Origin of the sequence: Massilia sp. W12 (assembly GCF_037300705.1) — a bacterium.
In the GTDB taxonomy this organism is placed as follows: domain Bacteria; phylum Pseudomonadota; class Gammaproteobacteria; order Burkholderiales; family Burkholderiaceae_D; genus JACPVY01.
In genome coordinates this window covers 1540767-1553869 of sequence record NZ_CP147776.1, presented here as the reverse complement: position 1 = coordinate 1553869, position 13103 = coordinate 1540767, and the positions used below count along the sequence as shown (strand labels likewise).

General features: G+C 58.4%; 12 protein-coding genes. All 12 read right to left on the bottom strand.

The genetic code is table 11. The features are described 5' to 3' along the window. Positions 1 to 101 precede the first annotated feature (101 nt). Complete coding sequence (locus tag V8J88_RS06310) at positions 102 to 1385, bottom strand: RICIN domain-containing protein (protein ID WP_338848493.1); 1284 nt, start codon at positions 1383 to 1385, stop codon at positions 102 to 104. 328 nt (positions 1386 to 1713) lie between these two features. Continuing rightward, positions 1714 to 3084: a DNA repair protein RadA gene (radA, locus tag V8J88_RS06305; RefSeq protein ID WP_338848491.1), complete on the bottom strand. Its 1371-nt coding sequence runs from the start codon at positions 3082 to 3084 to the stop codon at positions 1714 to 1716. Between the two features lie 11 nt (positions 3085 to 3095). Further along, on the bottom strand, positions 3096 to 3629 hold the full coding sequence (locus tag V8J88_RS06300; protein WP_338848490.1) for a YaeQ family protein: 534 nt from the start codon (positions 3627 to 3629) through the stop codon (positions 3096 to 3098). Positions 3630 to 3633: 4 nt separating this feature from the next. Then, positions 3634 to 4500, bottom strand: coding sequence for a formyltetrahydrofolate deformylase (gene purU / locus V8J88_RS06295; protein WP_338848488.1), 867 nt, complete (start codon positions 4498 to 4500; stop codon positions 3634 to 3636). 176 nt (positions 4501 to 4676) lie between these two features. Next, on the bottom strand, positions 4677 to 6467 hold the full coding sequence (locus V8J88_RS06290) for an acyl-CoA dehydrogenase (RefSeq protein WP_338848486.1): 1791 nt from the start codon (positions 6465 to 6467) through the stop codon (positions 4677 to 4679). Positions 6468 to 6538: 71 nt separating this feature from the next. After that, a complete protein-coding gene (locus tag V8J88_RS06285; RefSeq protein ID WP_338848485.1) occupies positions 6539 to 7471 on the bottom strand; it encodes an FAD-binding protein in 933 nt (310 codons plus the stop codon). A 35-nt stretch (positions 7472 to 7506) separates the two neighbouring features. Next, the gene (locus tag V8J88_RS06280; RefSeq protein WP_338848484.1) at positions 7507 to 8256 is read right to left on the bottom strand and encodes an electron transfer flavoprotein subunit beta/FixA family protein; all 750 of its coding nucleotides are present in this window, start codon (positions 8254 to 8256) and stop codon (positions 7507 to 7509) included. Between the two features lie 289 nt (positions 8257 to 8545). Beyond that, positions 8546 to 8773 (bottom strand): sulfurtransferase TusA family protein, encoded by a 228-nt coding sequence (locus V8J88_RS06275; RefSeq protein WP_338849839.1) that lies wholly within the window; start codon positions 8771 to 8773, stop codon positions 8546 to 8548. 150 nt (positions 8774 to 8923) lie between these two features. Then, positions 8924 to 9064, bottom strand: coding sequence for a hypothetical protein (locus V8J88_RS06270; protein WP_338848483.1), 141 nt, complete (start codon positions 9062 to 9064; stop codon positions 8924 to 8926). Positions 9065 to 9283: 219 nt separating this feature from the next. Then, on the bottom strand, positions 9284 to 9817 hold the full coding sequence (locus V8J88_RS06265; RefSeq protein WP_338848482.1) for a GNAT family N-acetyltransferase: 534 nt from the start codon (positions 9815 to 9817) through the stop codon (positions 9284 to 9286). Continuing rightward, complete coding sequence (locus V8J88_RS06260; protein WP_338848481.1) at positions 9801 to 10343, bottom strand: GNAT family N-acetyltransferase; 543 nt, start codon at positions 10341 to 10343, stop codon at positions 9801 to 9803. Before V8J88_RS06260 ends, V8J88_RS06265 begins: the two co-directional genes overlap by 17 nt. 2 nt (positions 10344 to 10345) lie before the next feature. Next, positions 10346 to 12961 carry an alanine--tRNA ligase gene (alaS, locus tag V8J88_RS06255; RefSeq protein ID WP_338848480.1) on the bottom strand — a complete coding sequence of 872 codons (2616 nt, stop codon included), beginning with the start codon at positions 12959 to 12961 and terminating at the stop codon, positions 10346 to 10348. Positions 12962 to 13103: the final 142 nt, after the last annotated feature.

Below are 13103 nucleotides of genomic sequence, written 5' to 3'. Positions count from 1 at the left end.
AAGTGAGGCGGACGCCGTTCGAGGGCTGATGCTGAATTCGCACAGGAAAGGGCGCCGCCGATTCAAAAGACGCCCGCGCCTGTGTTTGCCATGCAGCGTGCTTATTTCTGATACACCCGCACATAATCCACTTCCATACGCTGCGGGAAGACTGTGGATGCATTCGGGCTGCCCGGCCAGTTGCCGCCGACCGCCAGATTCAGCAATAAGTGAAAACGCTGATCAAACGGCGCAGGGTAAGGGGCGCTGCCGGTATTCCATTGGGTTTGGGTGGAATACAGCACATTATTCACATACCAGCGGATCACGCGCGGCTCCCATTCCACCGCATACACATGGAAATTGTCCGAGATGCTGGATGGCGGCGTGTTCGCCACCGTGATGTGCTTGTTATTCGGCCAGGTATTGCCGAAGTGAATCGAGCCATACACCTTATTGCCGCCAGCCGCCTGCATATTGACAGCTTCCATGATATCGATTTCCCCACTGGCGGCCCATGTGCCATATTTATTATCAGTAGGCAACATCCAAAACGCTGGCCACATGCCCTGCCCGCGCGGCAATTTCATGCGCGCCTCAAAACGGCCATACAGCCAATCGCCCTTATTCAAACTGCGCAAACGGGCGGAAGTGTATTGCCGCACCCCGTCCGCGCCGCTGTATTGCTCTTTGCGCGCTTCAATCACCAGCTTGCCGTTTTCAATTCTGGCGTTTTGCGAACGTGCGGTGTAATACTGCAATTCATTATTGCCGCCGCCCTTGCCATTCACCTCAAACGACCATTTATTGCCATCAATCGCCGGCCCGTTGAACTCATCGCTCCACACCAGCCGCCACGCGCTGTTGCCGACTTCCTGCAAACGCCAGCGCTGCGCCCCACTGCCATTGAGGGAGGCAATTTGCACATTTGTGCCGTCAGCGGTGCGCGCGCCGGCCACATCCAAGGCCTTGCCGCTCAAGGTATTGATCAAGGTGTAACTGCCATCGGCATTGGCGCGGAATTGCCATTGCTGAGCGCCGCTGCCATTGACGGTGGCGATTTGCACATTTGTGCCGTCGGCGGTGCGTGCGCCGGCCACATCCAAAGCCTTGCCGCTGTTGGGGTTGATCAGGGTATAGCTGCCATTGCTGTTGGCGCTTAATTTCCATTGCTGCGCGCCGCTGCCATTGCTGCTCCAGATTTGCACATTCGCGCCATCGCTGGTGCTGGCGCCGGCCACATCCAGCGCCTTATTGCTGAGCGGATTGATCAAACTGAGCAACATGCCGGCAGCCGGGGCGGCGGCTTGTGCGGCCAGGGGAAAATAGGCGCAGATACCCAGCGTCAGGATGGACAGGCCACAGAATCGGCCAGATGATGCGGACGTCAACAAGCGATGCGACATGGATTCATCTCCTTTTTGGAAAGAAAGTTTTTGATACAGAGGACGCGACAAACCATGCTGGCGTGTCTGCACGCAGCAAGGTCAGGGTTGATTATTTGATGCAAAGGCGGGGTGGTTTATGCAAAATAAACCACATGAAAGCGGTTTACTATTTATTTTTATGCAATTTTTAGCATTATAGCTGAGCCGCTTGGCAGAATGCACATTGCCACGGTATTTTTTTGTGCAGCATGCGCTCTTGCAACGCCAGCATCGCGCCGCATCGCCCCGGAGGCGCATCCGGGGCTTGGGTCTTCAGCGTGAGGATGGCAATTTGGCAGCGCCACGCTCAATCCAACTCGCGCAAGCGCTGGAAAGCCTGTTCAATCCGTTCGACAGCAATCACTTGCATCCCTTCCATCGCCTGTTTCGGCGCATTCGCTTTGGGAATCATGGCGATTGAAAAGCCGAGTTTGGCGGCTTCGCGCAAGCGTTCCTGGCCGCGCGGCGCGGGGCGGATTTCGCCGGCCAGGCCGACTTCGCCAAACACCACCAGGCCGCGCGGCAAAGCTTTGTTGCGCATGGAGGAATTGATCGCCAGCAGCACCGCCAGATCGGCTGCCGGTTCAGTGATTTTGACCCCGCCCACGGCATTGATAAACACATCCTGATCATAGGCGGCAATCCCGGCGTGGCGGTGCAGCACAGCCAGCAGCATGGCTAAGCGGTTTTGCTCCAGGCCGACCGAGAGCCGGCGCGCATTCGGCAAATGGCTGGCGTCCACCAGGGCTTGGATTTCGACTAACAGCGGGCGGCTGCCCTCTTGCGTCACCATCACGCAAGAACCCGGCACATAGCTGTCATGTTGCGACAGAAACAGCGCGGAAGGGTTGGAAACGCCTTTCAAGCCGCGCTCGGTCATGGCGAATACGCCCAATTCATTCACCGCGCCAAAGCGGTTTTTGACGGCGCGCACCAGGCGGAAGCTGGAATGGTTATCGCCTTCAAAATACAGCACGGTATCGACGATATGCTCCAGCACGCGCGGGCCGGCCAGGGCGCCTTCTTTGGTGACATGGCCGACCATGATGATGCTGATATCCTGCTGCTTGGCTGCGCGCGTGAGCTGGGCCGCGCATTCGCGCACCTGGGCCACGCTGCCGGGCGCGGAGCCGAGCGCGTCGGTGTACACGGTCTGAATCGAGTCGATCACCACGACTTGCGGCTGCATCTGGGCAATCGTGGCGCTGATTTTTTCGAGCTGGATTTCGGCTTGCAACTTGAGTTGCGGCGCTTCCACTTGCAGCCGTTTGGCGCGCAGCGCGATTTGCGCGCCGGATTCTTCGCCGCTGACATACAGCACGCGCCGCTCTTTGCTCATTTGCGCCAAGGCTTGCAAGAGCAGGGTCGATTTGCCGATGCCGGGATCGCCGCCGATCAAGACCACGCCGCCGGCCACCAGGCCGCCGCCTAATACGCGGTCGAATTCTTCCAGCCCGGTGGTAAAGCGCGGCACTTCTTCGGCTTCGATTTCGGCCAGTGAGAGCACCGGCGCAGTCACGGCGAGCGCTTGCGGGGTCTGGCTGTAACGGTTATTCGCGGCTTCTTGCACCACTTCCTGCAAGCAGTTCCATTGCTGGCAATGGGGGCATTGGCCGGCCCATTTGCTGCTCTGGCCGCCGCATTCATTGCAGACAAACAGGGTTTTTGCTTTTGCCATGATGTTCAACCTTACAACCAGCGCGCAGGCTGCAGCTCAAACGCTTGTTGATCCACGGTGAACCAGATGCTGCCTTCCTGCAGCGTGACTTGCACCTGCATATTGCGCTGGCAGGCGGCGGCCAGACTTTGCGCCTGCTGGCTGGGCAGATGCCAGATTTGCAGGCGGTCGCTGCGCGCCAGTTTGCCTTCCAATTGTTTAAACCAGACATGCGCGGCATGGTTGTAGCACAAGACCCAGACGCTGTCGGACTTGCTTTGCGCTTTTTGCAGGCGTTTTTCATCCGGCTGGCCCAGTTCTATCCATTCCAGAATCTGGCCGCCATAATCTTTCGCCCATAAATCAGGCTCTTCCACATCGGATAAACCGCGCGCCGGTTCTAAGCGCTCTTGCGCGCGCATGGCGAAGGCCAGAATGCGCATCATCAAACGCTCTTCGGTTTCCGAAGGGTGGCGCGCCAGGGTTAAGCTGTAATCAGCAAAGTGATTGCGCTCCATGTCGGCGACATTTAATTGAGCTTTGTAGATACTGGATTTGAGCGCCATGGCTTTATTTGAAAATAATGGTTTTGTGGCCGTCGAGCAAAATGCGGTGTTCGACAAACCATTTGACGGCGCGCGCTAACACCACACATTCGACATCGCGCCCGATGGCGGTCAATTCTTCCGGGCGCATGCTGTGATCCACGCGCTCCACGTCTTGCTCGATAATCGGGCCTTCATCCAGCGCGCTGGTGACAAAATGCGCAGTGGCGCCAATCAGTTTCACGCCGCGCTGATGCGCCTGGGCATACGGTTTGGCCCCTTTGAAGCTGGGCAAAAACGAGTGGTGAATATTAATAGCGCGCCCGGCCAGCGCATCACACATGGCGGGCGACAGAATTTGCATATAGCGCGCCAGCACGGTCAGATCAATCTGATGTTCGCGCGCCAGTTCCAGCACACGCGCCTCTTGCGCGGCTTTGGCTTGTTCGCTGGCGCCGGTAGCCAGCGGCAAATGGTAAAACGGGATATTGTAGGAAGCCGCTAATTGGTAAAAATCCATGTGATTCGAGACAATCACCGGAATTTCCACCGGCAGCAAGCCGCTTTTATAGCGGAACAGCAAATCGTTTAAGCAATGCCCGATCTTGGAAACCATCAACATCAGGCGCACTTTGCGGTGCGCGTCATGCAGCTGGGCTTGCATTTGCATGCTGGCGGACAATTGCGCAAAGTCCCCCCGCAGGCGCGCATCATCATGCGCAGCGTCTTCGGCGGCAAAGTGCACGCGCATGAAAAACAGTTTGGAATCGGGGTCGCCGAATTGGGCGGAATCGAGGATGTTGCAGCCGTGTTCGGCCAGAAAACCGGAAACGCGGTGCACGATGCCGCGCTGATCCGGGCAGGATAAGGTCAGAATGTATTCCGCTTGCATGGCGCTGTTTTTTGCTGTCTGAAAGCGGCCTATTGTCGCATGAGCGGGTGTTTTTTGCTGTGCAACACAGCACACCTGTTGGCAGCGCTGCGCTGCAGCGACGGGGCGCAACGCTGCCCCATGCGCAGCATGAGGCCCAGGCGGCACACGGCTGAAGCTGTGTGCCGCCGCCCCGCTTAATATTGCTCGATTTCCATCGCCATCACCGCATCGCCGCCGGTCAGCACCGATGTGCCCAAGGCTGCCGCTTGCGGCAGGATGTGCGACATATAGAAACTGGCGCTGGCCAGCTTGGCGCGATAAAACGCGGCGTCGGCTGCGCCTTCCTGCAAACGCTGGGAAGCGATCAACGCGGCGCGGCCCATTTGCCAGCCGCCTAACACCACGCCCGCCATCTTCAGATACGGCACGCTGCCGGCATACACTTCACGCACTTTTTCACGCGCATTGGCGGCCACAAATTCGACCACGTTTTGCAGCAGACCGGCGTGCATCTGCAAGACATTGCCCAGGCCGCGCAAGCTCTCATCGCTGTGCTGCATCAGGCTTTCTGCGGTTTGCAAGACCTGGCCGACCAGATATTTACCGACTGCGCCATTGTCGCGCACGGTTTTGCGCCCCACCAGGTCGTTCGCCTGAATTGCGGTGGTGCCTTCGTAAATCGTCAAAATCTTGGCGTCGCGATAGTGCTGCGCCGCGCCGGTTTCTTCGATAAAGCCCATGCCGCCATGCACTTGCACGCCGGTGGAGGCGATGTCGATCGAGATTTCCGTGCTCCAGCCTTTGACAATCGGCACCAGATATTCATACACCGCCTGATTTTGCTTGCGCACTGCTTCGTCAGCGTGGTGGTGCGCATGGTCGCTGATGGCCGCCGCCACATAGGACAGCGCGCGCGCGGCTTCGATCTGGCTGCGCATCGAGAGCAGCATGCGGCGCACGTCCGGGTGATGGATGATGGAAACCGCCGCCGGCGAGCCGCCCACATCGCGCGATTGCACGCGGTCGCGCGCATAGCCGACCGCCTGCTGATAGGCGCGCTCAGATAAGCCGATGCCCTGCATGCCAACGCCGAAACGGGCCGCATTCATCATGATGAACATATATTCCAGACCACGGTTTTCCTCACCCACCAGGAAACCGACAGCGCCGCCATGGTCGCCGAATTGCAGCACGGCGGTCGGGCTGGCTTTGATGCCCAGTTTGTGCTCAATCGAGACGCAGTGCGCATCATTGCGCGCGCCCAGGCTGCCGTCAGCATTCACCATGAACTTGGGCACGATGAACAGGGAAATGCCCTTCACCCCCGGCGGCGCATCGGGTGTGCGCGCCAACACCAGGTGAATGATGTTGTCGGCCATATCGTGCTCGCCGTAGGTGATGAAAATCTTGGTGCCGAAAATCTTGTAGCTGCCATCGGCCTGCGGCTCGGCGCGGGTGCGCACCGCCGCCAGATCGGAACCGGCTTGCGGTTCGGTCAGATTCATGGTGCCGGTCCACTCGCCCGACACCAGCTTATGCAAATAGATGTCTTTTTGTTCCTGGCTGCCGGCGGTCAACAGCGCTTCAATCGCGCCATCCGAAAGCAGCGGGCAGAGGGCGAAGGAAATATTCGCCGCATTCAACATTTCCAGACAGGGCGTGGCGACCAGCTTGGGCAAGCCCTGGCCACCGAATTCCGCCGGATGCTGCACCCCTTGCCAGCCGGCTTCGCCATACGCCTTGAACGCTTCTTTAAAACCCTTGCTGGTGGTGACTTTGCCTTCCTGCCAGAAACTGGGGGCTTTATCGCCATCATGGTTCAACGGGGCCACCACTTCGGCGCAGAACTTGGCGTATTCCTCCAGCACCGCTTCCACGGTGTCCGGGGTGGCGTCTGCGCAACCCGGCAGCGCAGCGACTTGCGCCAGGCCGGCTAATTCATTGATGGCGAATTTGATGTCTTTGATAGGTGCGCTGTATGTCATTTTTTTGCTCCAAGAAAAAAGGCCACAGGCGGCTTAACTCCTGTGGCCCTCAGATCAGATTGCGATAGAAATCAGCCGAGTTCCTTGACCAGCTGCGGCACGACTTCAAACAGATCGCCGACGATGCCATAATCGGCCACCGAGAAAATCGGCGCTTCCGGGTCTTTATTGATGGCGACGATGGTCTTGGAGTCTTTCATACCGGCCAGATGCTGGATCGCGCCGGAAATGCCGACGGCGATATACAGTTGCGGTGCGACAATCTTACCGGTTTGGCCCACCTGCCAGTCGTTCGGCACAAAGCCGGCATCGACTGCGGCGCGCGACGCGCCCATGGCGGCGCCGAGTTTGTCGGCCAGCGGCTCCAGAATCTTGAAGTTGTCAGCCGAACCCATGCCACGGCCACCGGACACAATGATCTTGGCGGCGGTCAACTCCGGACGGTCGGATTTGGCCAGTTCGCGCGAGACAAAGGAAGATGTGCCGGCGTCAGCCACAGCGGTCACGCTTTCCACCGCTGCCGCACCGCCCGTGGCGGCCACGGCGTCAAAGCCGGTGGTGCGCACGGTGATCACTTTCACCGCGTCAGACGATTGCACGGTGGCGATTGCATTGCCGGCGTAGATCGGGCGCTCGAAAGTGTCGGGGGAATCAACCTTGGTGATTTCAGAAATCTGGCCAACATCGAGTTTGGCGGCAACGCGCGGCAGAATGTTTTTGCCGTAAGCGGTGGCCGGGGCCAGGATGTGGGAGTAGCCGGCGGCGACCGCCAGCGCTTGCGCGGCGATGTTTTCGGCCAGACCGTGTTCAAAATGCGCGGCGTCGGCGTGCAACACCTTGGATACGCCGGCAATCGCGGCGGCGGCTTGCGCAGCGGCGGCGGCATTGTGGCCGGCGACCAGAACGTGGACTTCGCCGCCACATTGCGCAGCGGCGGCAACCGTGTGCAGCGTGCTGCCCTTGATGGCAGCGTTATCGTGTTCAGCAATCACTAATGCAGTCATGATGGTTCCTGTATTCTTTGCAGTTGGCGGGCGGCTCACAGCACCTTGGCTTCGGTCTTGAGCTTGGCGACCAGGGCGGCGGCGTCCGCCACCTTGATGCCGGCGGAGCGCTTGGCCGGTTCCGCCACTTTCAGCGTCTTCAAGCGCGGCGCGACGTTGACGCCCAGATCTTCAGGCTTGACGGTGTCGAGCGGCTTTTTCTTGGCCTTCATGATATTGGGCAGCGTGACATAACGCGGCTCGTTCAAACGCAGGTCGGTGGTGATGATGGCCGGCAGTTTCAGGGCCACGGTTTCCAGGCCGCCGTCCACTTCGCGCGTGACGCTGACTTTGCCGTCTTCCAGCACGACTTTGGAGGCGAAAGTGGCTTGCGGCCAGTCCAGCAATGCGGCCAGCATCTGGCCGGTTTGATTGCAATCGTCATCAATCGCCTGCTTGCCCAGAATGATCAATTGCGCCTGCTCCTTGTCAGCCACCGCTTTCAAGAGTTTGGCCACGGCCAGCGGCTCTAATTCGGCGGCGGATTCGACCAGAATCCCGCGATCGGCGCCGATGGCCATCGCGGTGCGCAGGGTTTCCTGGCACTGGGTCACGCCGCAGGAAACGGCCACCACTTCGCTGACCTTGCCAGCTTCTTTCAGACGCATCGCCTCTTCCATCGCGATTTCATCGAAAGGGTTCATCGACATCTTGACGTTGGCGATATCGACACCGCTGCCATCCGATTTGACACGCACCTTGACGTTGTAGTCAACCACACGTTTGACTGGCACCAATACTTTCATATTTGTCCCTTGGGGAAATTTTTTTACCGGTTGAAGGCAGACGTCAGCACTGACCCGGGGTCGCCCCCTCTGCCGTTTGCGAATTGCCATCGCATTATAAAAGAGAATTGCAGGGCTTGCCGGAAAAATTAAGAACGCTCGTGCTATTTTGGAGGCGTAACTCTAGATCATGCAGTCATTGCGCGCAGATTGGCGCCGCTGCAAACAAAAAACGGCCTGTCCTGAACGCGTGTGCGTCAGGAAAGACCGTTACTCTGCGGGAAAACGCGGGAATGGCGGCGCGGCAGACTTATTTGCGTTGCAGGAAGAAGATAAATTCGTTGTCGTTTTGCGAGTGCAGCAGCAATTCATTGCCGGTTTGTTTCGCAAACGCTTGGAAATCGCGGACAGAACCGCGGTCGGTGGCGACGATGCGCAGCACTTCGCCGCTGAACATATCGGCCAGGGCTTTCTTGGCCTTCAAAATCGGCAGCGGGCAATGCAGGCCGCGTGCGTCAAGCTCTTTGTCGTATTCCATGATCCGGGTTTCTTCAAATAATGCTGTCGTCATGTTTTTTAACTCCCATCAGCCGCCATCAGAATGGCCTGGCGCAAGTCAGTCGGGGCAACTCCGGCCTGCGCAGAATGAATGCATCTTACTCCAAATCGCAAAGCTTGACGCAATGCATCAAATTGATTTTTTGACACGTTGCGCCATGGCAACGCCAATCGGACGCTTGCTGTGTGCCGCACCAAAACCTTGCATGCGCAGGTTTTTGCTGCACCGCGCCAGGGAAAATTCCCTTTTCCAGGGACGCATCTGCACCATACAGTTGCATCACAGGCAGCGCCGAAGCGCTGTCAGCACTTTTTCGAGGATTTACTCAAAAATTGGGATTTGCATCGGAAGGCGCGTATGGTACGCAACTGGTATTAGTTTAACACAATACCAATCAAAAATTGGTATGCGGCAACAATGCGGCATGGAAAGATGGCAGGGCTGACTTGATGCGCCGCAACAGAGCGCCTTGTTTTCCGTTCAGACTTTTCACAAGCGCGGCAAAGCTTTGATGCGCGCCATCACCAGGCTGTTGGCAAAAGCGCCATTGCGCATGGCGTCAGCCCGCCGCATGCCTTCCAGTTCAAAGCCGAATTTGCGGTAAAGCGCGATTGCAGCGGCATTGTCTTCATACACATTGAGTTCGATGCGCACGATTTGCAGCCAATTATCGGCCATCTCCAGCAAAGCATGCAGCAAAGCGCCGCCGATGCCACGCCCGATCCAAGGCCCCGCCACCATCATGCCGAGCGATGCCGCATGGCGCCGCCGCAGTTGACTTTCCTGCAGCAGGGCGGCCATGCCAACCACCTCCCCCTCCACTTCCGCCAGCAAGGAGGTGAGGAGTGGGTCAAATTTCCCCACCCGCCCCTGCCACAGCGGCAGATTGGCGTAGGGCAGCTGCAGGGTATTCTGATAGGTTCCAGGCGAGGCCGCCACCTGCGCCATGGCGGTGGCATCGGCTGCAGTGGCGCGCCGGATCGTTATCTGTTCCGGCGCAATTTTCTCAAGCCGCGCATGCATCTGGCGCCCCCTTCCCTTTTTTCAGTCGGGCCATCAGCAGGCAATCACACAATTCGCCATCGCGCACCGCATACGCGCGTAAGCACGCTTCCTGCTCAAAGCCGAATTTCTGATACAGCGCAACAGCAGCGGCATTGTCGGCAAACACTGTCAATTCAATCCGCAACACTTGCAGCCATTGATCGGCCATTTCGATCAAGGCCGCCATCAAGCGCGAACCGATGCCGCAACCGGCCCAGGGATCGGCCAGGGAAATGCCCAAATGCGCCACATGGCGCTGGCGCGGCGCATCAAACAGGCGTAAAGACGCATGCCCCACCACATTGCCATCCACTTCAGCCACCAGCGCGCTTAATTCCGGCTCATTGCGCGCGGCCCGCTCTTGCCAGCCGGCCAGATTGGGGTAAGGCAGTTGCATGGTTTGGCTCTGCGCATTGGGCCATTCCATGACAGCCGCCAAGGCGGGCGCATCCGCTGCGCACATGCGGCGGATGCGGATGCGTTGCGGCTCGATTTTATCCGGCATGTTCAGCCCAGCTTGGCGGCGACAAAGCCTTGCACGCTGGCCAGCGCCGCCGGCAGCGCGGCCAGATCCGTGCCACCGCCCTGCGCCATTTCCGGCTTGCCGCCGCCCTTGCCGCCGACTTGCGCCGCGACATGGCCAACCAATTCGCCGGCTTTGACTTTGCCGCACACATCAGATGTGACCGCACCGATCAGGCTGATCTTGCCATCGCCTTTGGCGGCCAGCAAAATCACCGCGCTCTTCAATTTGTCTTTCAACTGGTCAGCCGTATTGCGCAGGCTGGCCACATCAGCGCCGTCGATTTCCGCCGCCACCAGTTTCACGCCGTTCAACTCAATCGCCTGCGCCGCCAGATCATTGCCCTTGCCTGCCGCCATCTTGGCTTTCAACTGGGACAACTCTTTTTCCAGCGCTTTGACATGGTCTTGCATCTGGGCGATTTTGCCGCTCAATTCTTCCGGCTGGGTTTTGAAGGCGGCAGCGGCTTCCTGCAGACGGCGGCTGTTTTCCTGCACCAGCGCGAGCGCGCCTTCGCCGGACACCGCTTCCACACGGCGCACGCCGGCGGCGACGCCGCCTTCCGCGACAATCTTGAACAAGCCGATATCGCCGGTGCGGCCAACGTGGGTGCCGCCGCACAGCTCGCGCGAAGAACCGATATCCAGCACGCGCACGCTGTCGCCATATTTTTCACCGAACAGGGCCATGGCGCCGTGTTTGACCGCATCGTCAAACGCCATCACCTGGGCTTGGGTTGCGCTGTTGGCCAGGATTTCGCGGTTGACGATTTCTTCCACTTTGGCGATTTCCGCCGCGCTCAAAGCTGCGCCGTGAGAAAAGTCGAAACGGGTTTTTTCATGATCAACCTGGGAGCCTTTTTGCGCCACATGGCTGCCCAGCACTTCGCGCAGGGCTTTATGCATCAAGTGGGTGGCGGAGTGGTTGCGCATGGTGCGTGCGCGCAACTCGGCGTCAACCAGCGCGCGCACCGCATCGCCCACTTTCAGGCTGCCGCTTTGCACATGGCCATGGTGGCCGAACACATCGGCTTTGACTTTTTGCGTATCGTGCACCTCAAAGCGCACACCGGCGGCTTGCAATACGCCGCTGTCGCCGCACTGGCCGCCGGACTCGGCGTAGAAAGGCGTGCTGTCCAAGACCACAATCGCATCCTGACCGGCGGTGGCGCTTTGCACTTGCACGCCTTCGACATAAATCGCCAGTACGCGGCTGTCTTGCTGCAAATGTTCATAGCCAACGAATTGATTCTTCTCGCCCTCGTAGTCAAGTTTGATATCGCTGCCTTTGAATTTGCCGGCGGCGCGGGCGATTTTGCGCTGGTTTTCCATGGCCGCATCAAAGCCGGCTTCATCCAACGCCACTTCGCGCTCGCGGCAAATGTCAGCAGTCAAATCGAGCGGGAAGCCATAGGTGTCATACAGTTTGAAGGCGGTGCCGCCATCCAATTGTTTGGCGCCGCCGCCCAGCGCGGCTTCCAGAATCTTCATACCGGATTCCAGGGTTTCGCCGAATTTCTCTTCTTCCTGGCGCAGCACATCCATCACACGCTGTTTGACTTCGCGCAACTCGGGGTAGGCCGCGCCCATTTCGCGATCCAGATCTTCCACCAGTTTGTAGAAAAACGCCTGGCTTTGGCCCAGTTTGTGACCATGGCGCAGCGCGCGGCGGATAATCCGGCGCAACACATAACCGTGTCCATCGCTGCTGGGGATGATGCCATCGACAATCATAAAGCTGGTGGCGCGGATATGGTCGGCGATCACCTTGAGCGAATTATTTTCCAGATCGGTGCAGCCGGTTTCGCGCGCAGCGGCTTTGATCAGGGCCTGGAAGGTGTCGATTTCGTAATTGCTGTGCACATGTTGCAGCACCGCGCACAGACGTTCCATGCCCATGCCGGTATCCACGCAAGGCTTGGGCAGCGGCGTCATATTGCCGGCTTCGTCGCGGTTGAATTGCATGAACACCAGATTCCAGATTTCGATATAGCGGTCGCCATCGCCTTCCGGGCTGCCCGGAGGGCCGCCCCACACGTCCGGGCCGTGGTCGTAGAAGATTTCAGAACAGGGGCCGCAGGGGCCGGTATCCGCCATTTGCCAGAAGTTATCAGAAGCATAACGCGCGCCCTTGTTGTCGCCGATACGCACGATGCGCTCGACCGGCACCCCGACTTCCTTGGCCCAGATGTCAAACGCCTCATCATCTTCCTGATACACCGTGACCCACAGTTTTTCCTTGGGCAAAGCGTAGGTTTCGGTCAGCAATTCCCAGGCGTAGCGGATCGCATCGCGCTTGAAATAATCGCCAAAGGAGAAATTGCCCAGCATTTCAAAGAAAGTGTGATGGCGCGCGGTATAGCCCACATTTTCCAGATCGTTATGCTTGCCGCCGGCGCGCACACAGCGCTGCACCGAAGTGGCCCGGCTGTAGGGACGCACATCTGTGCCCAGGAAAACATCTTTGAATTGCACCATGCCGCTATTGGTCAACAACAATGTTTTGTCATTGGCCGGCACCAGCGGGCTGGAGCGGACGATGGTATGGCCTTTGGATTCAAAAAATTTGAGGAATTTTTCCCGGATTTCTGCGGATTTCATGTGTCTGGCTTATTGAGTTAGCGGGATTGCGCCCATCAGGGCTTGGCAATACTGGAAAAAACTGATTATACGGCAATCGGGGCGCAAGTTTTCATGGCATGTTCAGGCTGCACGGTGAAGTGAAGCATTCTTCCAATGAAGC

What these genes read in the sequence shown, in the direction of transcription:
- V8J88_RS06300 (WP_338848490.1), bottom strand. Translation starts at nt 3,629, where the DNA reads ATGGCGCTCAAATCCAGTATCTACAAAGCTCAATTAAATGTCGCCGAC.
- V8J88_RS06270 (WP_338848483.1), bottom strand. Translation starts at nt 9,064, where the DNA reads ATGGTGCAGATGCGTCCCTGGAAAAGGGAATTTTCCCTGGCGCGGTGC.
- V8J88_RS06310 (WP_338848493.1), bottom strand. Translation starts at nt 1,385, where the DNA reads ATGTCGCATCGCTTGTTGACGTCCGCATCATCTGGCCGATTCTGTGGC.
- radA (WP_338848491.1), bottom strand. Translation starts at nt 3,084, where the DNA reads ATGGCAAAAGCAAAAACCCTGTTTGTCTGCAATGAATGCGGCGGCCAG.
- V8J88_RS06290 (WP_338848486.1), bottom strand. Translation starts at nt 6,467, where the DNA reads ATGACATACAGCGCACCTATCAAAGACATCAAATTCGCCATCAATGAA.
- V8J88_RS06275 (WP_338849839.1), bottom strand. Translation starts at nt 8,773, where the DNA reads ATGGAATACGACAAAGAGCTTGACGCACGCGGCCTGCATTGCCCGCTG.
- V8J88_RS06265 (WP_338848482.1), bottom strand. Translation starts at nt 9,817, where the DNA reads ATGCATGCGCGGCTTGAGAAAATTGCGCCGGAACAGATAACGATCCGG.
- V8J88_RS06260 (WP_338848481.1), bottom strand. Translation starts at nt 10,343, where the DNA reads ATGCCGGATAAAATCGAGCCGCAACGCATCCGCATCCGCCGCATGTGC.
- alaS (WP_338848480.1), bottom strand. Translation starts at nt 12,961, where the DNA reads ATGAAATCCGCAGAAATCCGGGAAAAATTCCTCAAATTTTTTGAATCC.
- V8J88_RS06280 (WP_338848484.1), bottom strand. Translation starts at nt 8,256, where the DNA reads ATGAAAGTATTGGTGCCAGTCAAACGTGTGGTTGACTACAACGTCAAG.
- V8J88_RS06285 (WP_338848485.1), bottom strand. Translation starts at nt 7,471, where the DNA reads ATGACTGCATTAGTGATTGCTGAACACGATAACGCTGCCATCAAGGGC.
- purU (WP_338848488.1), bottom strand. Translation starts at nt 4,500, where the DNA reads ATGCAAGCGGAATACATTCTGACCTTATCCTGCCCGGATCAGCGCGGC.